The following is a 23,726-nucleotide window of genomic DNA, read 5'->3' on the forward strand; positions in this document are numbered from 1 at the left end:
AAACGCAAACTCAATTGACACGATGTCAAAAGCAAGCTGACAAACTGTCAGGAATTCGACGCTTGTCAGTGTTGCCTCGCGATTGCATCGCGTTATTTAGCCGCAAGGATGGAATAGACCGTTGGGCGGCTGAGTCCTGTGGCTCGGGCCATCGCGGCTTTCGACTCGCCGTCGGTTTGCATTCGACGTACCGTTGCGATCTGTTCATCGGTGACCGTCAATCGCCGCCCTTTCTCGGAACCTCCCCACGTCTTGCCTGCGGCCCGTGCTGCGTGCTGTCCAGCGAGGACGCGTTCGGATCGGACTTCGTTCTCGTAAGCTGAAACAGAGGCCAGGACGTTGGCCAGAAGACGTCCTGCTGCCGTCGACAGGTCTACTTTGTCCTTCAACGACTCAAATCCGACGCCGAGCCGCTGGAAGTCTTCAAACAGTGCGGTGAGTCCTGACGCGGTGCGTCCTAACCGGTCCATCCGCCAGACGACAACCTTGCTTACCTTCCCCGCTGTCATGTCGGCTTCCAGTCGCTTCCAGCCGGGCCGATCCATCGTCTTCCCGGTGAACTTGTCCTTGTACCACTTGATCGGATGATCCTTTGCGAACGCCAAGATCCATTGGTCGAGATCCGCTTGCTGGCTCCGTGTGTCCTGCTTCTTCGAACTGACACGTGCATAGATGGCGATGTGCTGAGACATGGATTCCTCGCGGTGGTGTGGGTGCAAGGGAATGATAACTTGAAATCGCAAAGTGTCAACAGTGAGTCATACTTCACAAGTGACACTCAAGCCGGTCGAGATACGCCAATATTGCCAACAGTTTTGCCTGGAATTGATCGAGGAATGACCCTTTACACTTTTCCGGAAGGCAATCCGCACGTCCCAGAACATCTGGCCGCCCCCAAAGACCGAAGCTTCTCTGGAACTCGCGAGATTGAGAAAGACGCAAGCGTTTTGGCGTGAGAACGACGAACAGGTGATCCTTGCGCTGGCCCGTCGTGCTTGTCGTTTCCGTCGAGTATCGCTGTCACCCCCGCTCTCCCGTTGCCAAAGCAGCTCCTATCCCTTCCGTTATCGGCCACGACATCAGGCGGACAAGCTACGCCCGGCAAACCTTCGCCTCGGGCTTATTGCTGACCTTATGCGTGCTGCCGACCGTACTGCCGTCGATGTTGCACGCGTGTCGATGCTGCAGCCTCAGTGTCGTAGCAACCGGTTGCAAATCACCGCGAGGCAAACAAGCTGCCGCTCCCCAAATGATCGCGATGTAACGCCAAGAGCATCTCACGTCGAAAAAGGGGGGGCCATCCAAGCAGCAAATGTTTTCCGGCCAAGCTCGCGCTGGATTCAAGGGACTCTAGCTATCCCCGCTACCGCGCGGTGCTGATTTTGGGCAGTCCGTTAAATCGATTTGCTTTTCAGGGGGGCCCATCTGACCAGCAGATGTTTTCCGGCGAACCTCGCGAGCGATTCGAAGGTACACTAGCTACCTTGGTTCACGCGCGGCAGAGTTTCGTTTCAGCACGAGCCCTGTCAACTGAGTTTGACACCGTGTCAATCGCGAGTGGTTGCAGTCTCACAGGATCTCGAACTTGGCGATCCTACGGAGGCACAACTGCTTCGCTGTTTGCCGGGGTCTGTCTGTGATCGTTGGCTGACGCGTTTGCTGCGGTCCCCGGTGCTTTCCCTCTGCTGCCTCGCTACACTATGTGCCTTTGGGGGGGCACGTCGGCCGCCGCTTCCCCGTCTGTTTTCTGGCATCCGCACCGAGAGGCTACGCTCCATGAGCCAACAGAATCTTTCGTCCTTCATTTGGTCCGTCGCAGACCTGCTGCGCGGCGATTACAAGCAATCGGAATACGGACGTGTGATTCTCCCCTTCACGGTGCTGCGTCGCTTGGACTGCGTGCTGGAGCCGACCAAGGCCGCGACGCTGAAGGAGAAGGAAAAGCGTGAAGCCGCCGGTCTGAATCCCGAACCCTTCCTGCTGAAGAAGTCGGGGCAGCACTTCTACAACACGTCCCCCTTGGACATGAAGACGCTGATGGGCGATCAGGACAACATCGCCGAGAACATGTTTTCGTACATCGAGGCCTTCTCCCCCGCCGTCCGCGACATCTTTGAATGCTTCGATTTCCATACCCAAGTTCAACGGCTCGATAAAGCGAATCTGTTGTATCTGGTCGCCGAGAAGTTTACCCAGATCGACCTGCATCCCGAGATCGTCACCAACGAACAGATGGGGCACGTCTTCGAGGAACTGATCCGCAAGTTCGCCGAGCTTTCCAACGAAACCGCCGGGGAACACTTTACGCCCCGCGAAGTCATCCGACTGATGGTCAATCTGCTGTTCATCGAAGACGACGACGCGCTAACCAAACCGGGCATCGTCCGTTCGCTGTACGATCCGACAGCCGGGACCGGCGGGATGCTATCGGTTGCCGAGGATCATCTGAGCGGTCAGAACCCCGATGCTCGGCTGGTCATGTATGGGCAGGAACTGAATGGCGAATCGTATGCGATCTGCAAAGCCGACATGCTGATCAAGGGACAGGACATCAGCAACATCATCCACGGCAACACGTTGTCCGAGGATGGACTGCCCGCGAAGCAGTTCGATTACATGCTCTCCAATCCGCCCTTTGGCGTCGAATGGAAGAAGATTCAGAAGGAGATCAAAAAGGAGCACGATCAGGAGGGATACAACGGTCGCTTCGGTCCCGGCCTGCCACGCGTCAGCGATGGCTCGCTGCTGTTTCTGATGCACCTGATCTCCAAGATGCGGCCGACCCAAGATGGCGGCAGCCGGTTTGGCATCGTCCTGAACGGCTCGCCCCTGTTCACCGGCAACGCGGGGAGCGGCGAGAGCGAGATCCGTCGTTACGTGCTGGAGAACGATCTGTTGGAAGCGATGATCGGCTTGCCGACCGACATGTTTTATAACACCGGCATCAGCACCTACGTCTGGATCGTGACCAATCGCAAGCCGAAGCATCGCAAGGGCAAAGTGCAATTGATCGATGCCAGCAACATGTGGCAGAAGATGCGAAAGAGTTTGGGGAGCAAACGCAAAGAGCTTTCCCGGGAACACATCGACAAGATCACGCGTCTGTTCGGCGATGCCAAAGAAGTTTATGTCGACCCCGAAACGGGCAAGCAGCTTTCAAGCCGAGCGGCGCAAGCCGCCGGATCTGTCGCCACGCCCATCAGCCGGATCTTCAAGAACACCGACTTCGGCTACCAGACGATCACCGTCGAGCGACCGGAGCGGGACGACAAAGGGGAGATCGTCAAAGAAACTCGCGGCAAACGCAAAGGCCAGCCCAAGCCCGACAGCAAGCTGCGCGACAGCGAAGAGGTACCGCTATCCGAAGATGTCGAAGCCTATTTTCAGCGAGAAGTTGTGCCGCACGTCCCCGACGCCTGGATCGACCACGACAAAACGAAGATCGGCTACGAGATCCCCTTCAACCGTCACTTCTACGTCTTCAAACCGCCTCGCGAGCTGGATGCGATCGACGCGGAATTGAAAGGGGTTACCGATCGAATTGTGCAGATGATTGGGGAGCTGTCGCAATGAGTTTCCCGGCTTACGACGACTACAAAGACAGCGGCGTCGCATGGCTGGGCGAGATTCCCGAGCGTTGGGATATTCGCCGCTTGAAGTTCGTGTCCGATATTCAAACGGGGGACAAGGACACTGTTGATGCGGAAGAAAGCGGTATCTTTCCGTTCTTTGTTCGTTCCCAAACCGTCGAGCGTATCAGTACGAAAACCTTTGACTGCGAAGCGATCCTCACCGCAGGTGACGGCGTCGGTGTCGGCAAGGTCTTTCATTACCACCATGGACCATTCGACTTTCATCAGCGTGTTTACATGATGAACAACTTTCGCGATGTCGATGGCCGATTTCTTTTTCATTACCTGAAGTCGAACTTTTACAAAGTCGCCTTGGAAGGCGGAGCCAAATCGACCGTAGATTCGATTCGGCGGCCTATGCTTACTGACTTTCCTGTGTCATTCCCACCCTGCAAACGCGAGCAAAAGGCGATCTCGGCGTTCCTCGATGTCGAGACGGCGAAGATCGACGGTTTGGTGTCGGAGCAGCGTCGCTTGATCGAGTTGCTGAAGGAAAAGCGTCAGGCGGTGATCAGTCACGCGGTTACCAAAGGACTCAACCCAAACGTCCCCATGAAACCCTCCGGCATCCCATGGCTCGGCGATGTCCCGGAGCATTGGAGCGTGAAGCGACTGAAACACGTTTCGCCGTTCATCTCCGTGGGAATCGTTGTAAACCCGACCAACTACGTCAGCGAAGACCCGAATGACTTGCCGTTCATCTACGGGGGCGATATTCGAGAGGGAGTCATCGACTGGGCCAACTCACGTCGAATCCATCGTGATTCAAGTGCTACACAAGAGAAGACTCAACTGGAGACTAACGACTTGCTTGTCGTTCGCGTTGGAGCACCGGGAGTAACGGCAGTGGTGCCCGAAGAGTGCGAGGGGGGGAATTGTGCATCGGTAATGCTTATGCGAAAAGGCGACTTCAATTCGCATTGGCTTTGTTACGTCATGAACACCCGTGTTATTCGATTTCAAGTTGAGATCGTCGAATATGGTGCGGCCCAGAAGCAGTTTAACATTGCCCACGCCGTTAATTTTTGGGTGCCTGTTCCTGATCGAGCGGAACAAGACAACTTGGTTGCCGAGTTGGACAAACAGATTGGAGAGTTCGACCAGCTTCAATCGGAAGCCGAAAGAGCCATCGAGCTTCTTCAAGAGCGCCGCACCGCCCTGATCTCCGCAGCCGTCACCGGCAAGATCGATGTGCGCGAGTTCGCAACGCGGGAGCTAGCCTGTGAGCACTGACAAAACTGCCGACTACCTGAGAGGACTGGTCACCGAATTGCGAAAGCTTCCCGCAGAAACCTCGTGGGTTGAATTTAAAGAGAACCTCGCCAAGCCAGAGGATATTGGCCAATACGTTTCTGCGTTGAGCAATGCCGCTGCCATGGAAGGGAAAGCAAACGCCTACCTGGTCTGGGGCGTTCAAGATGATACGCACGACGTTGTCGGGACATCGTTCCAACCGACGCGTGCCAAAAAAGGCAACGAGGATCTTGAAAACTGGCTCGTCCGATTGTTGAGTCCACGCTTGCATTTTCGCTGGTATGAATTCGATTACGACGGCCATTCGTTGGTTCTGATGGAGGTCCCCAGAGCAACTGCGAAGCCGACTCAGTTCGAAGGTGTCGAGTACATCCGTGTTGGGTCCTACCGCAAGAAGCTGAAAGACCATCCGCAACATGAACGCGATCTTTGGCGGGTATTCGATACAACGCCCTTCGAGGCGATGCTTGCGATGGAACACGTCGACGCCGCTACGGTCTTGTCGTTGCTCGACTACCCCGCTTATTTCAAGTTGCTCAATCAACCGCTCCCCGATAATCGCGACGGAATCTTGAGCGCATTGGCGAGCGAAGACCTTATTTGCGGCGATGATTCGGGCAGCTGGAATATTACGAACCTTGGGGTGATGCTGTTTGCGAACTCTCTGGAACGGTTCAAGCCGCTCAATCGCAAATCGGTGCGGGTCGTCGTTTACGACGGACGGGGGAAGATCAATACCATCAAGGAACAGGAAGGCCAGCGCGGCTACGCCAACGGCTTCGAAGGCTTGATCGGCTTCATCAATGCGCTTCTGCCTCGCAATGAAGTGATCGGCCCGGCGCTCAGGAAAGAAGTGCCGATGTACCCCGAGTTAGCAGTTCGCGAATTGGTCGCCAACGCGTTGATCCATCAAGACTTCTCGATTTCGGGCGCAGGTCCGATGATCGAGATCTTTGACGACCGGATGGAGATCACCAATCCGGGATTGCCGCTGGTTAAGACAGAACGCTTTCTCGATTCGCCGCCACGCTCGCGCAATGAATCACTGGCATCATTCATGCGGCGAATCGGCGTTTGTGAAGAGCGTGGCAGCGGCGTGGACAAGGTCGTCTTTCAAACCGAGTTCTATCAACTTCCCGCCCCAAGCTTTGAATCCCCCGAAGATTCGACACGAGCGGTCCTGTTCGCTCACAAGGCACTGAATGATATGGATCGAACCGAGCGAGTCCGAGCGTGTTTCCTGCACGCGGCGCTCCGATACGTGGAACGCGACCCGATGACCAATTCCAGTCTTAGAAATCGTTTTGGAATCGAGAAGAAGAACAGCGCAACAGCTTCGCGAATCATCAAGGAAGCGCTCGAAGATGGAAAGATCAAGCCCTACAACCCCGAGCAAAGCAAGAAGTATGCAAAGTATGTGCCATTCTGGGCGTAGGCCTTAATTGATCGGTTTCTTCACGGCACCATTGAATCGGGCAATTTCCCTGAATCGAGTTTACAAAACGCAGTAAATTACGGCGTTTTTGCAACGAAATCTTATTTGATGGTTATTTGATGATCATTAATCTGATCGGCATGCGTAACGACATCAAGCTCGAAGACAAAAGCTGAGACCTACCTACCGCTATCGGTTGGTTCCGATGCCCCCCTCCCAAGCCGCCAGCCACGACGCCCAGCGACCTGTCTGGCTTGGGGTCCTCAGACGAGTGGAAGTCGTCCCTCCATCATTGCATGTCCTGAGTTATTCAGTTACTCAATCTGGTGAACGGACGCGATGTTCTGTGAGCATTTCGCGGCCCGCTGACGAGCCACAAAGCCGATTGTGGATCGAATTCACGAAACTACGATCCACAACGCGTTTTGTGGATCACAGACGATCCACAACGTGTCCAGACGACTCGAACGCAAGAAAGACTCCCAAAACGTAGTTTCGTCAACGAAAAACCGCATCGATGGCCGAGGCGATCGATGATTGCATCTCGCTCACCACACAAACGATTGGCCTATGGCGGGTGGCAACACCAAACCACGGGACAAGTCGATCGGGGCGTGTGGACCCGCTACAATCGCCCCCTCCGACGGTATGATCGCTCCCGAGATTCAATGGCCAAGGCAACGATGGGCATCCACAACGAAGACAAATTTGAAGACGAAATCTGCGGTCAGCTAGCTGCCAACGGGTGGCTGCATTGCCCCACCGACGCTACCGACTACGACGCCAAGCTAGCCCTGTTTCCCGCCGACGTGCTGGCGTGGGTGCAGGAGACGCAGCCCGAGGCCTGGGATTCGCTGACCAAGAACCACGGCCCTGCGGCTGCAGCGATTCTGCTGAATCGGTTGCGAGATTCGATGAACCAAAGCGGCACGCTGCATGTGCTGCGGCAGGGCTTCGATGTGTTGGGGCTTCGCAAGCCGATCAAGATGGCTCAGTTTAAGCCTGCCCTGGCAATGAATCCCGACATCATGCAGCGGTACGCAGCCAACCGCTTGCGCGTGATTCGCCAGGTGCGTTATTCGCAGCACAACAAAAACAGCATCGATCTGGTTCTGTTCCTCAACGGCATCCCGATCGCAACTGTCGAATTAAAGACCGACTTTACGCAAAGCATTGGCGATGCGATCGATCAGTACCGGTTCGATCGCGTCCCGAACCCGAAAGGACAGGCTGCCGAACCGTTGCTGACTTTCCCCAGCGGTGCGTTGGTCCATTTTGCTGTCAGCAGCAGCGAGGTTTGGATGACGACAAAGCTGGAAGGCAAGCCGACGAACTTCTTGCCTTTCAATCAGGGGAGCAATGGTCCAGGCAAGGAGGGGGCCAAGGGGAACCCCACAAATCCCAGCGGACACAAGACCGCCTATCTTTGGGAGCAGGTTTGGCAGCGGGACAGCTTGCTGGACATCGTGGGCCGCTACATGATCGCCCAACGCGACGACAAGAAGAACATCAAGACGATCATCTTCCCTCGCTTCCATCAGTTGGACGTCACCCGCCGCCTGTTGTCGACGGTGTTGGACGAGGGGCCCGGCAGCAAGTATCTGATCCAACACTCCGCAGGCAGTGGCAAGACAAATTCGATCGCTTGGTCAGCCCACTTCCTGAGCGATCTGCACGATGCCAACAACAAGAAGGTCTTTGATTCGGTGTTGGTCGTGTCGGATCGCAACGTGATCGATGGGCAGCTGCAGGAGGCGATCTTCAGTTTTGAACGGACAAGCGGCGTGGTTGCCACGATCAAAGGCAACCAAGGGAGCAAGAGTGCTGAATTGGCCGAAGCGCTCTCGGGAGACAAGAAGGTTGTCGTCTGCACGATCCAGACGTTCCCCTTTGCATTGGCGGCGGTCCGCGAGCTGATGGCAACCGAAGGGAAGACGTTTGCGGTGATCGCCGACGAGGCCCATTCATCGCAGACCGGCCAGGCGGCATCGAAGCTGAAGCAGGTGTTGTCAGCGGAAGAGCTGAAGGATCTCGAAGACGGTGGGGAGATCAGCACCGAGGATCTATTGACGTCGCAGATGGCGGCCAATGCCAACGATGCCGGAATCACCTACGTCGCCTTCACGGCAACTCCCAAACCGAAGACGCTGGAAACCTTTGGTCGTGTTCCCGATCCGACACAGCCCAAAGGGAAAGACAATCTGCCCGAACCGTTCCACGTCTATTCGATGCAGCAAGCGATCGAAGAGGGCTTCATTCTGGACGTGCTGCAAAATTACATCTCGTACAAGCTCGCGTTCAAGCTGGCCAATGGCGGCAAGGAATGGAACGACAAAGAGGTGCAACGCGACGAAGCGATGAAGGGGATCATGCGGTGGGTGCGGTTACATCCGTACAACATCTCGCAGAAGGTCCAGATCGTCGTCGAACACTTCCGGGAAACCGTCGCTCCGTTGTTGGCGGGCAAAGCCAAAGCGATGGTCGTGGTGGGCAGCCGATTGGAGGCAGTTCGCTGGCAATTGGCCCTGGATAAGTACCTGAAACAGAAAGCGTATCCGATCCAATCGCTGGTCGCCTTCTCGGGCGAAGTCTCCGACAAGGAGTCGGGCCCCGAGCCGTTCAAGGAAACCAGCACGGAAATGAACCCCGATCTCAAGGGCCGCGATATCCGCGAGGCCTTTAAGGGGGACGCCTACCAGATCCTGCTGGTTGCGAACAAGTTTCAGACCGGATTCGATCAGCCGTTGCTGTGCGGCATGTACGTCGACAAACGCCTCGATGGGATTCAGGCGGTGCAAACCTTGTCGCGACTGAATCGCTGTTATTCGGACACGCTGTCAAAAAAGGAGACGACCTACGTCCTGGATTTCGTAAACGATCCCGATGAGATCCTCAAAGCGTTCAAGACCTACTTCACCCGCGCGACGCTGGAGGATGTGACCGATCCAAACATCATCCTGAATCTGCGGACGAAATTGGACGGCTACCAACATTACGATGAACCCGAAATCGAGCGAGTCGTCGCGATCCAACTCGATCCCAACGCCAAGCAAAAGCAACTCGATGCCGCTATCGCTCCCGTGGCGGATCGGTTGTTGCGGCAATACGCTGCTGCCAAGTTGGCCATCCTGGAAGCTGAGGAACAGAAGGACGAACCCGCAGCCAAAGCGGCTAAAGACAAGTTAAACGCGTTGCTGATGTTCCGAACCGACGTCACGACCTATCAGAGCGCGTACACCTTCCTGTCGCAGATCTTCGATTACGGCAACACCGACTTTGAGAAACGATTCATCTTTTTTAAGTACCTGATTCGGCTGCTGAAATTCGGACGTGAGCGCGACGGGGTGGACCTGTCCGAAGTGGTACTGACGCATCACACACTACGCGACAAAGGGAAGCAGGCGATGAAACTGGCCGACCAAGCCTATCCCGAACTCAAGCCGATGAGCGAAGCGGGCAGCGGGATGGTTCGCGAAAAGGAGAAGGCGTACCTAGCGGAGATCATTCAGAAGGTGAACGACCTGTTCAAAGGCGACCTGACCGACAACGACAAACTGGTCTACGTGAACAACGTGATCCTAGGGAAATTACTGGAATCGGAAATCCTGATCAAACAAGCCTCCAGCAACACAAAAGAACAATTCGCCAACTCTCCGGATCTGAAAACCGAACTGATCGAAGCCATCATCAACGCCTTCGACGCCCACACGGAGATGAGCACCCAAGCTCTCAACAACCCCGAGACCCAGCGCGGCCTAACCGATATCTTGCTCGGCCCGGCGAGACTGTATGAGGCGCTTCGGTCACTTCAATCGGCTGGGTAATAAATCATTCAAAATGAAGCGTCGGTTGGAATCAGCCGTCACAGATAACATCCGCCGCCATGTCCTTAGGATTCTCAAGCAGCACGGGTATCCGCCCGACTTGGACAGCGAAGCAACGAAGTTGGTTTTGGAACAAGCGGGCGCACTCTGGGCTGGATGGCCCCGCTGATCACAAACGCAACACGGCTTCTAGCAGCGACAGATTTAGAAACAGTCTTCAACAGTTGACAACAGCTTGTGAATTGACACGTTGCCGCTCCGTTGACAGCGTGTCAAACCTGCGTTCCCGCCGTTCGCGCTCCGGCCTCGACATCGTAATATCAGAAGCTCGATAGCCGAAAGTTATTCGGTTCACGGTCCCGGCACTAAAACGTTCGCGTATTGCCAGGACGTGACAGGTCCTTCTTCCAAACAGAGATTCCGATGGATAAGCCGGTTGCTTCACTGAACGAGCTTGCAAGCATGATATCCCGAACTTTAGAAACGAATGCTGAAGGGCGTAAGCGGTTACTCAAGCTGGCCCGCGCGGCACACACTGAGTTTCACGACACACCCTTAGTCGAACGAAGCCTGGTGCTATCTCCACATGTGGTTGATGAAAAAGTTGCAGCGGCATGGTGCCTGGCAATCGTTGGAACGCGAGGAAGCAACGATGACTTTGGAGTCTCGCCTTTTCCCAAAAAGGCATCGATGCTGAATCAGGGGGCGATATCAGCTGAAGTGCTCAAGTCTTACGTTGAAGACGAGCTGGATGAATCGAAACGTCGAAAGATTTGGCTGTTCTTGCAGAGCTTAATTCCGGACACCGTCCAGCAAGATGAACCGAAAGATCCCAGCGTTACTCAATCTCACCCAGATGTAGTGCTCCAACAAGAGATTCTGAAATCGCTAGTTGACAATAACCTTTCAACTCTGATTGCGGTGGCGGCTGATGCCCCAGCCCACGTGCGCTGTAGCGCTATCATGAATAAGATGCTAGATGAAGATGAAACACGGCTTCACTGGTCGCAATCGGAGTGGCTCCATGAACTGAAGACACTGCAGCATTCTTTTTCAAAGAAGACACTTCAGAAAACTAGTGAGCTGCAAGACGGAGCCTGGGCACGCATAATGAAATACCGAAACGGGTGCAGGAATGAGCGGTTGGTTTCCGTGGAAACTGTAGATTTTTTTATTGGTCGAAAATCCTTATAACGCTTTCTTGGTTTCCTGCTGGGGGAAACGCTCGCTTCGGAAGCCATGGGCTGGGACTTATATAAGGAGGACCCAACCATGGTTCAAAAAACAAAAGTCCCAACAGACGGGCAAAAAATCGCCACGCTGATTCGCATTCTGCGAGGAGCGGTGGCCGCAGGCGACAAAGTACTCATGAATGCAGTTGCTGCTGAACTTAAGGAGTACGGCATCGTGACAGCAGACTGGCTGTTTAAACAGGAGGCACAGAACGATGCCTCTTAATTTCGATAAATGGGCGGATGACTTGTGCAACCGACTTCGCGCCGAAATCACAGCGGATGTGGTCAAGGCGATCACGTCCCTCGTCCACGCTGCGAGCCAACAGCCAAGCCTTGTCGACCGACACCGTCAGGCGGAACTGCTGGGGATCAGCGTTCCCAAATTGGACTCGTTGGTTCGCGATGGCGTGATCCCTAGCAAGTTGATCGGTAAGCGTCGGCTGTTTGAACCAGCTGCTGTGATCGCGGCGTTACCAGCCGGAAACCACGACGCCGAGAGTACCAATCATGACAGTTGATACCACCGGCAATGGGATCGTTGCGAATTTGCCCTCCGACGTTCCTTCAGCTGACCAGTATCGCACGATCGGTCCAGCAACTACCTCGCAGTGCACTCAAGTGCGCTGCGGGCAGGAGGGCATCGAATGAGCAACCGTTATGCACTCGTTCCTGAGCGTGTGCTAATTGCCCGAACTGAGGGCCAAATCACATTCAGAGATGTCACGGTCTTTGCCGCGATTGCAATGCACGCCGACCGAAACGGCACAGCGTTTCCCGGCACGAAGGCGATTCACGAACTTACTGGAATTCACGGCGATAACGTCCGCAAGTCGATTGCTTCCTTGAAAGCAGCTGAACTCGTTGAACATATTGGCGGTGGCTTCGTGGGGCAGAACGCAATCTATCGAGTTGCCACAAAGGCGAGCCAAAACGAACCACCAATAGATCCGAAAGGCGGGTCGAAAAATCGCCAAAGGCGGGTCCAAAAGAAGGAGAAGGCAGGTCAAAACGACCCTACCCAACAACAGACAACAACAAAGGAACAACACATGACGAGTGATTTTCTTGCGAAGTATTCCAACCATCCGGACAAGACTCTCAACAACGCAGAGCGCTTCGGCCGGTCCGTTGAATTTCAAATATGGTTCGAGCTTTACCCTCGGGACGATAAGCCCAACGATGCTGCATCAGCGTTCCCAAAAGCGGTTAAGGCACTTGCTGAGCGATTTGGAAATCGAGACGAAGCGTTGAAGTACTTGCTTGATCGGACGCTGACGTTTGCGCCGCTGGGGCGTGAGAAGGGGCGGTACTGTCCTTATCCGGCCAACTGGCTAAAGAGTGGCGGTTACGACGCTGTACTTGAAGATGGTTCGAATCACAGCGAAAGTCCATGCAAACTCCCTGCTGAAATCGAAGAGGTGCTGCTGTGAAACAGTCGATAGAACGGATCGAAGAAGCCGAAATTGGCCTATGTGCGGCATGTATGGATGGCGGCAGCCAAGCGATTGAGAAAGCTCAACAGATCGTCAGTGAAGGAGACTTCCTAACCGAACGTGGCTGGGGAGAGCTGTACTCTCTCCTATGCCGCCTGAACGACGCCGAGACAAGCGTCAGTGACCATGCCCGTGTTATTTCCAAGGCCAAAGCTTGCGGCGTTTACGACGCGATTGGTGGGACGGCTGGCTTTGAACGTTTATCAGCTGGCGGGACGGCCGAAAACCTGGAAGGCTACGCCCGCGACGTACGCGATGCAGCAATCGATCGTCAGCTGAGGGCATCACTTACAACACGTCTACGGGAACTGGACGACATCGCCGCAACGGATGTTCGAGCCGCACTCGAATCTGATTTGGTGGCGATCGACTCACGTCTTTCGTCGAGCGTCACCAGAAGAACGATCGGTGACGCCTATGGTGACGTGATTGAATCGATCCGAAATGCCACTTCCAACGACAAGCCAAAGATCCTGACCGGTTTCGATGGTCTCGACCGCAAGCAAGGCGGGCTGCGGCGTGGTGCCCTGCATGTTATCGCAGCAAGGCCATCGGATGGCAAAACCAGCTTAGGGTTGAACATGGCCGAGAACATGGCGGAACTGAACTACCAAGTTCTGTTCGCGTCGATGGAAATGGCAGTGTCTGAGATCGCGGAACGCTCCTTGGCCGCAAGAGCTGACGTCAATAGTAAGATTCTATCGAATCGAAAGATGCGAGACTCGGAACGGGAAAAGGTGGAGAAAGCTGTGCAAGGATTTGAGCCGTTGCCGTTGACGATTCAAGACGCTTCCGGCATGACCGTCAATCAATTGCGCGGCATCGCGAAAGTGCAACGCAACGAAACAGGACTGGACGTAATGTTTGTTGATTATCTGTCTTGTATCGGACGGGAACGGGGCAACAACGAAACGGACTACCTGCACTACACCCATTGCGTTCGGCAATTGCGATTGTTGGCACGAGAGCTGAACATTGCGTTGGTTCTGCTTTGCCAATTAAACCGACAAGCCGAGCAAGGAAAGCGATCAGAACGCCCTAAGCTGTCCCACCTGAAAGAAACCGGAGCAATCGAGCAAGATGCCCACAGTGTTACATTCATCCACCGTGAGTACCCCGACGACCCCGAGTGTGAGCTGTACTTTGCCAAATGGCGAGACGGTGAACGTGGATGGGCGTTGCCGATGTTTTTCAATTCGAAATTTACGAAGTTTACCGAGCAAGGCGTTTCAGACATCACAGCAACAGCAACAACTCCTTCGAAATATTCAAGGCAGTCGAAGCTGGCGTGTCCAAGCACAGACTGAAACCAGTCGGTTCATGCTGGCAAGCCCTAGACCAAACCACCGTCGCTGTGCTTACAAGTCGAACTGCATATCGTTTCGAAGTTTTTGGACGTACAGGTTGACTCTGCTTGACGAACGTGAAGCAGACGCCATAGATTCAAACTTGCCACGGCTAGGGTAGCTCCCGAAAACCGCATCCTGAGCGGCTGCCGTTGGCGTTTTCACCTTCAGGACGATCTACAGGAGATTGACACGATGACATCACTACATCAACAAAAGGGCGATCGGCCCGGCTGGAAGATTCGTTGGCGCGACACTGCAGCACAGAAGCAGCGTGGCTTGTGGCTGGGGAAAATGTCCAAGCGATCCGCTGAGACCATCTTTCGGCATGTGTCAGAGCTGATCCGAACTGCCGAGACCGGATTGCGATTGGACTCGGCGACAGAAATTTGGGCAAACGAGTTGTCCGGCAAGCTGCGAGACAAGCTTCTCAAGCTAGAAATCCTAACCGGCAACACGAGATCTTGCACAGACGCCGACAAGCTGTTGGAGCCATTCCTACAGCGATTCATCGACAACATGGTTGACGCTGCTGCGAACACCCAAAAAAACTATTTGCAGACCAAACAGTGGCTCACTGGCTTCCTTGGGAACTCGACGAGGCTTATCGACATCACGCCTGCGGATCTTGACCGCTGGCACCGGCACATGAAAGCCGAAGGGCTGGCACTGTCGAATCGCAACAAGCATATCCAGCGAGCACGCAAGTTCTTTCAATCCGCTGTGGATGATCGACTGTTGTCGGAGTCACCAGCGACGAAGCTGACGCAAGAGCGACCACCCAAGGGTATGCGTGTCGACCGAACGCGACAATTCTTCGTCGATGCCGCGATGACTGCCCGCGTCCTGGAGGGGCTGCCCGATGGCGATATCACCCTGACGTTTGCGATGGCCCGCTTCATTGGGCTGAGACGCTGCGAAGTCTATTCTGCAACGTGGGACTGGATCGACTGGGAGCGTTCACGACTTTTGATCGATTCGCTAAAAACGGGCTACCGAGAATGTCCAATGTTCGAGGCCGAACCGTTCCTGCGGGCGGCCTACCAGAATGCCCCCAAGGGACCAGGCAGGATTATCCAGCACTTTTCCGACGCTGCTAGCATGACCACATTGATGCGAAAGCACATCGAGCGAGTGGTTGGCGTTGGGAATTGCTGGCCTAAGACATTGCAGCAGTTGCGATCGACCCGACGGACCGAGCTAGAAGAACTCTATCCTAACCACGCAATCAACGAATGGCTGGGACACGATGGCAAAACGGCCGAGGCCCACTACCTGCAAGTCACCCCAGAACATTGGGAGCGAGCCAAGCAAAACACAGCCAACGGGGCAGAAAGCTCCCCCAAGGACGAAAACCCGCCAAACAAAGAGCGCCGTGGGAACACCGGTGGGAACATTGATGCTATTTCCCAGGCATTTACAGCAATTGAGGTACAAAAAAACCCAGTGTTTCTGGCTACAGATAGCTCAAAAACACTGGGAAAATTGCACGAAGTACCCCGTAGGGGAGTCGAACCCCTGTTACCGCCGTGAGAGGGCAGCGTCCTGGGCCACTAGACGAACGGGGCGTGGCACTTAGGCTGGGCTCTATCTTATCGTTGTCGCCAAATCCTTCAAGTGCTGCTGCGCCGTTCGATTTGGTATGATCGCAAAGTCGGCTTCCCCTTTTTCCAGTTCTTCGCTTTATCGGGTAGTGTTTTGTCGCAGGATCGCGAATCGATGCAGGTGGATTGGCAGGGCCCCGACGCTGTGTTGCAGCTGTTGTCGCGGAGCGGTTGGCTGCGCTCGATTCGCTGGGTGCCGGAAGTCGATTCGACAAATCGGCTCGCCAAATCGATAGCCGACCAAGCCGACCAGCCGACGCCGCTGCTGATCGTTGCCAAATCGCAAACTCAAGGACGCGGCCGGTTGGGCCGCAGCTGGTTCTCCGATTCGGGAACGCTCACCTTCTCACTGATGCTCGCCGCCCCGCAACTGGCTGTCGACCGAACCCGTTGGCCGCAATTGGCACTGGTAGCCGGACTGGCCGTCTGCGACGTGGTCGGCGAAGTCGTCGAACCGGTCGCCGTGCAGCTGAAGTGGCCCAACGATGTCTATCTTGCCGGCGGCAAGGTGGCGGGCGTGTTGATCGAAACCGCAGGCCGCGACAACGACCACGTCGTGATCGGGATTGGACTGAATGTTGCGACCGATTTGACCAAGGCGCCCCCAGAGGTCCGGCAGCGGGCGCGTTCGATCCGCGACTACGCCGATCACGCTGTCGAAACCTTTGCGATCCTGCCCGAGATCATCGATCGGATCGCGCTGCGGATCGCGGCATGGCGCACCGATTCGGCCGCGATCGCCGACGATTTTTCCAAAGTCTGCCTGTTGCGCGGTCGCCGCGTCGCAATCGAGACCGCAGGGCAAACCCTGCAAGGCGTCTGTTTGGGGATCGATGGCGAGGGAGCGCTGCGGGTCCGCCGCGACGATGGCGAAGTGGTCGAGGTGCGGTCGGGCGAAGTGGTGCGGTGGAGCGACGAGGTGGAGGTGCACGATGGGTAAATCGATTTGGCCAGCGAGCGATCCGACAGGGGAACTTCTGCAAGGTGTTCGCGACGGGAACGCACAGGCCACCAACGATTTGTTCACACGTCACCGCAGTGCCCTGCGGCGGTTGGTCCAGATGCGATTGGACCGCCGCGTCCAACAGCGAGTCGATGTAAGCGACGTCGTCCAGGATGTCTTGACCGAAGCGAGCACGCGGCTGACCGACTACCTGGCGAATCCCTCGATGTCGTTCCATCTGTGGTTGCGCCAGATCGCCTGGGATCACATGATCGACACCTATCGTCGCCATCGTGGCAGCGCCAAACGGAGCATGGATCGCGAGCAATCGATCGTGGGACCGGTCGCCGATGATCGCTCGACAATGGAAATGATTGTCCAGTTGCAAGATCCCGAACTGACGCCGGCCGCGGCGGCGATCCAGTCGGAATTGACGAAGCGCGTCGAAGCAACGATCGACCAACTGGATGCCAACGAACGCGAGATCATCCTGATGCGTCACTTTGAATACCTGTCGAACCAGGAGGTCGCCGAGGTCTTGGGACTGCAACCGGCGGCCGCCAGCATGCGATACCTCCGCGCTGTCCGTCGCTTGCGGGAACTCCTCGATAATCTCTAGTTTCCGGCGTTGCGGCGCGGCGGGAAAACGAGGCCATCCGAAATGGCTCGCTCCGCCATATCAAGAGCACGAACAACTCTCGAAATGCCCACACGGTTACAACTCGCGCCGCGACCAACTGCAGACACGAATTGTCTGCACCGCACAACACCAAGTTAAACACGGACTGCTTGCTTAATTTCGCCGACCCGAAGGACATATCTTCCGTTCGACACAATGCCGGACGAATGTTCGCGATTCGTTTCAACAACCGAGGCGATCGAGCCGATCCTCCCGTTAGGGCTGAATCGGAATAGCTCGCTTACCTTCTTCGAGGCAAAGTTGGAGCCAACATATCCATGTCGAAAAAGTCGACTTCGTGCAAACGCTGCGGTTCTACCTCAAGCATCTATCGGAGCCGAAGTCGTGACTCCTGGAGTTCGCGGCTGTTGTTGTGCAAGTTCGCTCGTTGCCATCACTGCATGAAAGCGTTTGCCGTCCCCTTCTGGACTCCGCTGCGAGAATCACCTCGCGCCTCAAACGCCACCGCCACTGCGTCGCGTCAGGCAGCATAGCCTACGATCGGGCACTCTCTTAAACGGCGGGCATCAAGCTTCATCTACCGCCGAAGCGTCGACGGTTTGCCGATCGGATTCGGCATCGCGGCAGATACCACGCAGCATGCGAGGAAAGACAAACGCATGCAGCGGCAGGACTGCGTACCAGTAGGCCAGTCCGAGCAGGCCGCGTGGTCGAAAGCGAGCGGTCTGAATCAATTTGCACGCGTTGTCGTCGATCGGCTCGACGCGGAACTCCAACTCCGCTTCTCCCGGCAACTTCATCTCCGCCCGCAGCCGCAACCAGGTCGGCAGCTCATAGCCATCGACGCGCCAGAAATCGACAGCTTCGCCATAGTTCAGCTGATCCGGATGGCGCCGACCGCGGCGCAGTCCTGGGCCGCCGATCGCTTTGTCCATCAAGCCACGCAGCCACCACAACCAATCGGCACCCCAATACCCGGTCTGTCCACCGATTCGGCTGAGCGCTGCGAAGGTTGCGTCAGCTGAAGAGGCGACGGTTGCGGTTCGCTGGTCCTCAAATACAGTTCCTCCCGACCACTCGGGATCGCCTGGCATCTCGCCAGCCGCCGACCACCAGGTCTCGATCTCGCCCGACCGCAGCTTGCCAACAGCGGCATCGATTGCTTCGCGAACACTAAACAGCGGCCCCGGCATCAACGATTGCGCATCGTCGTCGCGGCATACGGTTCGATTCCGCAACCCTTCGGCCAACGGTCTCGCGATCCGAGCGTTGACGGGGGTGACCAACGAGATCCAAGCGGAACTGAGCCGTGGCGTCAGGACGGGAACCGGCAGGATCACCCGCCGCGGCAACTCCAACGACGCGGCCATGATCTGCATCAACCGCTGATACGAATAGACATCCTGCCCGCCGATATCGATCACGCGTCCGGCGGTTTCGGGAACCTGCAAGCACTGCACCAGGTAGCGAAGGACGTCGCGGATCGCGATCGGCTGCGTCTCCATCTTGACCCACTTGGGCGTGATCATGATCGGAAGTCGTTCGACAAGATACCGCAAGATCTCGAACGATGCCGAGCCGGAACCGATGATCATCGCCGCTCGGAAGACAGTGGCCGGAACGTCGCCGCTCTGCAAGATCTCCGCCACCTCGCGGCGACTGTGCAGATGCTTGCTGAGGTCCGCTCCCATTTCACCAAGCCCGCCGAGATAGATAATCCGCTGGCAGCGGGCCCCCTCGATCCCTTGCATGAACTGAGTCGCCAGTTCGCGATCGCGCTGGGCATATTCATTTCCGGCGCTGATCATCGAATGGACAAGATAATACGCCGCGTCGGTCTGATTCGCCGCGCGGCGCACCGTTCCCGTCTCCTCCAGATCGCCCTGGATCACCTCTAGTCGCTCGTGCTGAGACCACGGGAATCTCCGCAGCTTCTCGGGGCTGCGGACCAGACACCGCACCTCATACCCGGCATTCAAAAGCTCTGGCACCAACCGCCCGCCGACATAGCCGGTCGCTCCACAGATCAGAACACGACGGTGTTTTTCGGTTGGCAAACGTCTTCTCTAGAGTGGCGGTTATTCGCGGCGATTTAAGAGGCGTTGCTGTTCATGGACCCAACCGAGAGCTGTTTTCATCCTCGATTCCATCATGCCGACCTCACCTTTTCCATGTTAGCACGAAACCGAATCGAGTGGATTGCTCGCCCGACGGGGCTTTCGAGCTCTATCAGCATGGTTGCTGGGATGGTTGGGCGTGCCACTGGCCCTGCCAGTGCTGCTTGGGGAGCACGGGCAAAGCCCGTGGCACACGACTCGTTTCTGGAAACGATAAGAGAACGTGAAACGATGCCTGCCGAGTCCGAGCTTGCTAGCTCGATCGGCTTTGTGGCTGGGATGGTTCGGTGTACCACTGGCTCTGCCAGTGCTGCTTGGGGAGCACGGGCAAAGCCTGTGGCACACGATTCGTTTCTCGAAACGATAAGGCAACATCAAACGATGCCCAGCCCCTCCAGGCTTGCTGCCTCCATCGGCATTGTTGCTGAGATGATTGGGAGTGCCACTGGCTCTGCCAGTGCTGCCGGAAGCACGGGCAAAGCCCGTGGCACACGACTCGTTTCTGGAAACGATAAGAGAACGTGAAACGATGCCTGCCGAGTCCGAGCTTGCCGGCTCGATCGGCTTTGTGGCTGGGATGGTTCGGAGTGCCACTGGCTCTGCCAGTGTTGCTTGGGGAGCACGGGCAAAGCCCGTGGCACACGATTCGTTTCTCGAAACGATAAGGCAACATCAAACGATGCCCAGCCTCTCCAGGCTTGCTGGCTCTATCAGCATTGTGGCTGGGATGGTTCGGTGTACCACTGGCTCTGCCAGTGCTGCTTGGGGAGCACGGGCAAAGCCTGTGGCACACGATTCGTTTCTCGAAACGATAAGGCAACATCAAACGATGCCCAGCCCCTCCAGGCTTGCTGGCTCTATCAGCATTGTTGCTGGAATGGTTCAGGGTGCCACTGGCTCTGCCAGTGCTGCTTGGGAAGCACGGGCAAAGCCCGTGGCACACGATTCGTTTCTCGAAACGATAAAAGATCGTGAAACGATGCCTGCCGAGTCCGAGCTTGCCGGCTCGATCGGCTTTGTGGCTGGGATGGTTCGGAGTGCCACTGGCTCTGCCAGTGTTGCTTGGGGAGCACGGGCAAAGCCCGTGGCACACGATTCGTTTCTCGAAACGATAAGGCAATATCAAACGATGCCCAGCCCCTCCAGGCTTGCTGCCTCCATCGGCATTGTTGCTGAGATGATTGGGAGTGCCACTGGCTCTGCCAGTGTTGCTTGGGGAGCACGGGCAAAGCCAGTGGCACACGATTCGTTTCTCGAAACGATAAGGCAATATCAAACGATGCCCAGCCCCTCCAGGCTTGCTGCCTCCATCGGCATTGTTGCTGAGATGATTGGGAGTGCCACTGGCTCTGCCAGTGCCGCCGGGGAGCACGGGCAAAGCCCGTGGCACACGACTCGTTTCTGGAAACGATAAGAGAACGTGAAACGATGCCTGCCGAGTCCGAGCTTGCTAGCTCGACCGGCTTTGTGGCTGGGATGGTTCGGTGTGCCACTGGCTCTGCCAGTGCTGCTTGGGGAGCACGGGCAAAGCCCGTGGCACACGATTCGTTTCTCGAAACGATAAGGCAACGTGAAACAATGCCCTGATCGGCTTTGGGCTTCTTATTGGGAAGCAGCTTAAGAGTGGGCCGCGACGCCCCTTATGCGACGACGATCTCCAACAGCTCGATCGCGGGTTCTTTGTTGCAGAAGATCATCGCGGTGCGGCCGTAGACGATGTCGCCGGGCGAAACGTTCAGGAACCGGGCCAATGGCGGGGCACATTGAACGCGCCACAATTTTTCGAGCACCACTTCGCGAAGCACGTTGTGTTGGATCAGCACACGGCCCAGCGGGATCTCTTCGCTGGCGATCTCCTTCCAAACCTGCGGCTCCAGATATTCGTGGTTCAATCGCACGATTCCATATTGAACGACCTCGCCATCGCTCTGCCGTGCCAACGTGATCTCGCGGGCGTAACGATTTTCGTCGGTGTCGGTGCGGTGAACGTGCACGTCGACCAACGAGTTGTGAAACCGCTCGACCGTCACCGTCATGTGGGCATGGTGCGCCAACAATTGCTGATACGCCGGCGGCAGCGCTTCGGCCGGCTGTTGCGTGAACGCGCCGAGATCTTCGCTGCGGTCATAGAAGAGCGCGATCAGAGCGTGTAAGTCGACCGACGGCGGCAGGTTGGCAATTTCTGATGTCACAGGTTTTCCAGTGAGTGAAGCAGGAATGGGGCCATCGGTCGAATCGAGAGCCGCCCTCCACGGCGACCCTCCGCATCGATCGCTTACGCTTTTGTTGGAGCAGTGATCGGCAGCGAGCTGCTGATCGAAACCAGCGGCACCGCCGATTCGCTGGGGCGTTCCAAAACGGTATCGACCAAGTGGTACAACAACCGACGCAGCGGTTCGGGCTCAATCGCGTCGGCGATCTCTTCGGCCCGTTGCTGATGCTTGTCGACCAAGCGACTCGCCTGATCAAAAACTTTCGCTTTGTTGTACAGCGTCCGGACCGTGGCGATCCGCTGCGAATCAGTCAGCCCGCAATCAGCCGAAGCCATCGAGAGCAGTTTCGCTTGGTCGTCGGCATCAAACGAAGCCAGAGCCAGAGCCCACAACAGCGTCGGCCGTCCGCCCAAGACGTCGCCGCCAGCTTCCAGTTTGTTGTCCGCATCTCCTTGCCAATCCTTCAGATCGTTGAGGATCTGGAAAGCGACGCCGAGGTTTCGCGAGAAGCCGCGAATCGGTTCTTCATACGCTTCCGCTTCGCCAGCCAACCGAACGCCGCTGTAGAGCGCCGCTTCGAAAGCCGGTGCGGTCTTGAGCGCGTAGACCTTCAAGGCATCGATAGGTTTCAGTCGTTTGTCGCGATTATCGCGCCACACAAGTTCCGCTCCCTGGCCTTCGGACAATCGCGTGTGAGCGTTGGACAGGCAGTGCAAGACATCGGCGACCGCGGCGGGGCCCAGCGTCTTGGTTTCGCCGGCGACCAAGCGGTATCCGAGCCCGATCAGATAATCTCCGACATTGATCGCCGTCGGGATGCCATGCGATTTGTGAACCGATTGCTCGCCGTAACGGAACGTGTCGTCGTCTTCGATGTCGTCGTGGACCAAGCTCGCCTTGTGGAACGTTTCGATACACAGCGCCGCCCGTTTGACGCCGTCGGGGATCTTGGCAACCACGTCGGCGCCTCCCGCTTCGGTCGCTCCGTCGCCAGTCAACGCATCGTAAGCCGCCAGCGTGATGAACGGCCGCGCGTACTTTCCACCGCGAGAGACGAAGTCCAACCCAAGAGCTTCGGTCGCGGCGATCGGATCGATTCCGACAAGTGCGTCGCTGCCGTCGTGCAATTTTTCTTTGATCTGCCGAAGCGAGAGTTCACCGCGCAACTTGGGGACCAAATTCTGTAGCTGTTCGGGTTCAAAGATATCCGCCGCGCCGCGCAACAGGTGAACATAAGACCGCGTCTTCTGCTGAGGTTCGCGATGTTCCAACATCACCATCTCGCGGACCCAATCCTCATCGACGCTTGTGTTGCGGCAATCGCTCGACAACAGCGGCACCGCCATGCACGGGATACCAGCCAGCAAGATCTTGTCGATCGCTTTCTCTAACACATTCAAACAAGCGACACCAACAACCGCATCGACATATCCGCTGACGATGATTTTCATCACGATCGGCGATCCCTCGGCGACCAGCACGCGATGCCCCAGCTCTTCGGCTCGGGTCCGGAAGTCGGCGATCGAACAGGCACCGCAGGTCTTGCAGTTCATGCCAAATTCGTCGTAATCGGCAGGGCAACCCTCGGCGTGCTTGAGGCAGTGGGGCAGCAGGAACAACCGGCGGCTGTGCGGCACCCCGGCGACCTGATCGCGCCAGTACTCGCTGCTCAACACGACCATGATCCAGCCCAGATAGCCCTCGGGCATATCCATCTCAGCCAGCAGGCCGCGCGAGACGGTCTCCATCTCGTCTTTGGTCATCGGCGTCGACTTGTCGAACTTCGCCGCGACCTCGCGACAACGATCGCGCAGCCGCTGCCGCAGTTCGTGCGTCTCGGGAACGATTTTTAAGTGCCCGGTGCTGCGGCGCCGTTTTCGGCGACCATCTTTTGACGCGAGGTTTTCAGCATCGGAAGCGACCGTGGCGGGGGGCGTAACAGTGGACAAAGGCTTTCCTCGTCAGTTCTTCTTCGGTGCAGATCGGGCTA

General features: G+C 56.4%; 17 protein-coding genes and 1 tRNA gene. 13 read left to right on the forward strand and 5 right to left on the reverse strand.

The genetic code is table 11. From position 1 onward, the window contains the following. Positions 1-92 precede the first annotated feature (92 nt). Complete coding sequence (locus tag EC9_RS24660; protein WP_145348658.1) at positions 93-692, reverse strand: recombinase family protein; 600 nt, start codon at positions 690-692, stop codon at positions 93-95. 1,084 nt (positions 693-1,776) lie between these two features. Here EC9_RS24660 and EC9_RS24665 point away from each other — a divergent pair. From EC9_RS24665 to EC9_RS27425, 11 genes are all read left to right on the forward strand, one after another. After that, complete coding sequence (locus EC9_RS24665; protein WP_145348659.1) at positions 1,777-3,573, forward strand: type I restriction-modification system subunit M; 1,797 nt, start codon at positions 1,777-1,779, stop codon at positions 3,571-3,573. Further along, entirely contained in the window at positions 3,570-4,865 is a 1,296-nt protein-coding gene (locus EC9_RS24670) for a restriction endonuclease subunit S (protein WP_145348660.1), read from the forward strand. The genes EC9_RS24665 and EC9_RS24670 overlap by 4 nt, the downstream gene beginning before the upstream one ends. Further along, on the forward strand, positions 4,855-6,321 hold the full coding sequence (locus EC9_RS24675; protein WP_145348661.1) for an ATP-binding protein: 1,467 nt from the start codon (positions 4,855-4,857) through the stop codon (positions 6,319-6,321). Before EC9_RS24670 ends, EC9_RS24675 begins: the two co-directional genes overlap by 11 nt. 668 nt (positions 6,322-6,989) lie before the next feature. Then, a complete protein-coding gene (locus EC9_RS24680; RefSeq protein WP_246105860.1) occupies positions 6,990-10,145 on the forward strand; it encodes a type I restriction endonuclease subunit R in 3,156 nt (1,051 codons plus the stop codon). A gap of 13 nt (positions 10,146-10,158) precedes the next feature. Then, positions 10,159-10,314: a type I restriction enzyme endonuclease domain-containing protein gene (locus EC9_RS27420; protein WP_218934416.1), complete on the forward strand. Its 156-nt coding sequence runs from the start codon at positions 10,159-10,161 to the stop codon at positions 10,312-10,314. Positions 10,315-10,568: 254 nt separating this feature from the next. Further along, the gene (locus EC9_RS24690; protein WP_145348663.1) at positions 10,569-11,339 is read left to right on the forward strand and encodes a hypothetical protein; all 771 of its coding nucleotides are present in this window, start codon (positions 10,569-10,571) and stop codon (positions 11,337-11,339) included. 78 nt (positions 11,340-11,417) lie between these two features. Continuing rightward, the gene (locus EC9_RS24695) at positions 11,418-11,603 is read left to right on the forward strand and encodes a hypothetical protein (RefSeq protein WP_145348664.1); all 186 of its coding nucleotides are present in this window, start codon (positions 11,418-11,420) and stop codon (positions 11,601-11,603) included. Further along, on the forward strand, positions 11,593-11,898 hold the full coding sequence (locus EC9_RS24700) for a helix-turn-helix domain-containing protein (protein ID WP_145348665.1): 306 nt from the start codon (positions 11,593-11,595) through the stop codon (positions 11,896-11,898). Before EC9_RS24695 ends, EC9_RS24700 begins: the two co-directional genes overlap by 11 nt. A gap of 126 nt (positions 11,899-12,024) precedes the next feature. Beyond that, positions 12,025-12,810, forward strand: a complete 786-nt coding sequence (locus EC9_RS24705; RefSeq protein ID WP_145348666.1) for a helix-turn-helix domain-containing protein — start codon at positions 12,025-12,027, stop codon at positions 12,808-12,810. Further along, the gene (locus tag EC9_RS24710; protein ID WP_145348667.1) at positions 12,807-14,180 is read left to right on the forward strand and encodes a replicative DNA helicase; all 1,374 of its coding nucleotides are present in this window, start codon (positions 12,807-12,809) and stop codon (positions 14,178-14,180) included. Before EC9_RS24705 ends, EC9_RS24710 begins: the two co-directional genes overlap by 4 nt. 333 nt (positions 14,181-14,513) lie before the next feature. Next, positions 14,514-15,752 carry a tyrosine-type recombinase/integrase gene (locus EC9_RS27425; protein WP_391556737.1) on the forward strand — a complete coding sequence of 413 codons (1,239 nt, stop codon included), beginning with the start codon at positions 14,514-14,516 and terminating at the stop codon, positions 15,750-15,752. Here the strand turns inward: EC9_RS27425 and EC9_RS24715 are convergent. Further along, positions 15,715-15,787: transfer RNA gene (locus EC9_RS24715), tRNA-Glu, on the reverse strand. The genes EC9_RS27425 and EC9_RS24715 overlap by 38 nt on opposite strands. A 151-nt stretch (positions 15,788-15,938) precedes the next feature. Here EC9_RS24715 and EC9_RS24720 point away from each other — a divergent pair. Next, a complete protein-coding gene (locus EC9_RS24720; RefSeq protein ID WP_145348668.1) occupies positions 15,939-16,763 on the forward strand; it encodes a biotin--[acetyl-CoA-carboxylase] ligase in 825 nt (274 codons plus the stop codon). Beyond that, the gene (locus EC9_RS24725; protein ID WP_145348669.1) at positions 16,756-17,385 is read left to right on the forward strand and encodes a sigma-70 family RNA polymerase sigma factor; all 630 of its coding nucleotides are present in this window, start codon (positions 16,756-16,758) and stop codon (positions 17,383-17,385) included. Before EC9_RS24720 ends, EC9_RS24725 begins: the two co-directional genes overlap by 8 nt. A gap of 587 nt (positions 17,386-17,972) precedes the next feature. On the opposite strand, the gene EC9_RS24730 is transcribed toward EC9_RS24725, so the two are convergent. From EC9_RS24730 to EC9_RS24740, 3 genes are all read right to left on the reverse strand, one after another. Next, the gene (locus EC9_RS24730; RefSeq protein ID WP_246105861.1) at positions 17,973-19,463 is read right to left on the reverse strand and encodes an SDR family oxidoreductase; all 1,491 of its coding nucleotides are present in this window, start codon (positions 19,461-19,463) and stop codon (positions 17,973-17,975) included. 1,700 nt (positions 19,464-21,163) lie between these two features. Then, positions 21,164-21,715 carry a hypothetical protein gene (locus tag EC9_RS24735; RefSeq protein ID WP_246105862.1) on the reverse strand — a complete coding sequence of 184 codons (552 nt, stop codon included), beginning with the start codon at positions 21,713-21,715 and terminating at the stop codon, positions 21,164-21,166. Between the two features lie 83 nt (positions 21,716-21,798). Further along, on the reverse strand, positions 21,799-23,685 hold the full coding sequence (locus tag EC9_RS24740) for a polyprenyl synthetase family protein (protein WP_145348670.1): 1,887 nt from the start codon (positions 23,683-23,685) through the stop codon (positions 21,799-21,801). Positions 23,686-23,726: the final 41 nt, after the last annotated feature.

The organism is Rosistilla ulvae (assembly GCF_007741475.1).
Taxonomy (GTDB): domain Bacteria; phylum Planctomycetota; class Planctomycetia; order Pirellulales; family Pirellulaceae; genus Rosistilla; species Rosistilla ulvae.

Excerpts from the sequence above, each read along its gene's own strand:
- EC9_RS24660 (WP_145348658.1), bottom strand. The coding sequence starts at position 692 with ATGTCTCAGCACATCGCCATCTATGCACGTGTCAGTTCGAAGAAGCAG.
- EC9_RS24665 (WP_145348659.1), top strand. The coding sequence starts at position 1,777 with ATGAGCCAACAGAATCTTTCGTCCTTCATTTGGTCCGTCGCAGACCTG.
- EC9_RS24670 (WP_145348660.1), top strand. The coding sequence starts at position 3,570 with ATGAGTTTCCCGGCTTACGACGACTACAAAGACAGCGGCGTCGCATGG.
- EC9_RS24680 (WP_246105860.1), top strand. The coding sequence starts at position 6,990 with ATGGCCAAGGCAACGATGGGCATCCACAACGAAGACAAATTTGAAGAC.
- EC9_RS27420 (WP_218934416.1), top strand. The coding sequence starts at position 10,159 with ATGAAGCGTCGGTTGGAATCAGCCGTCACAGATAACATCCGCCGCCAT.
- EC9_RS24690 (WP_145348663.1), top strand. The coding sequence starts at position 10,569 with ATGGATAAGCCGGTTGCTTCACTGAACGAGCTTGCAAGCATGATATCC.
- EC9_RS24695 (WP_145348664.1), top strand. The coding sequence starts at position 11,418 with ATGGTTCAAAAAACAAAAGTCCCAACAGACGGGCAAAAAATCGCCACG.
- EC9_RS24700 (WP_145348665.1), top strand. The coding sequence starts at position 11,593 with ATGCCTCTTAATTTCGATAAATGGGCGGATGACTTGTGCAACCGACTT.
- EC9_RS24705 (WP_145348666.1), top strand. The coding sequence starts at position 12,025 with ATGAGCAACCGTTATGCACTCGTTCCTGAGCGTGTGCTAATTGCCCGA.
- EC9_RS27425 (WP_391556737.1), top strand. The coding sequence starts at position 14,514 with ATGTCCAAGCGATCCGCTGAGACCATCTTTCGGCATGTGTCAGAGCTG.
- EC9_RS24720 (WP_145348668.1), top strand. The coding sequence starts at position 15,939 with ATGCAGGTGGATTGGCAGGGCCCCGACGCTGTGTTGCAGCTGTTGTCG.
- EC9_RS24725 (WP_145348669.1), top strand. The coding sequence starts at position 16,756 with ATGGGTAAATCGATTTGGCCAGCGAGCGATCCGACAGGGGAACTTCTG.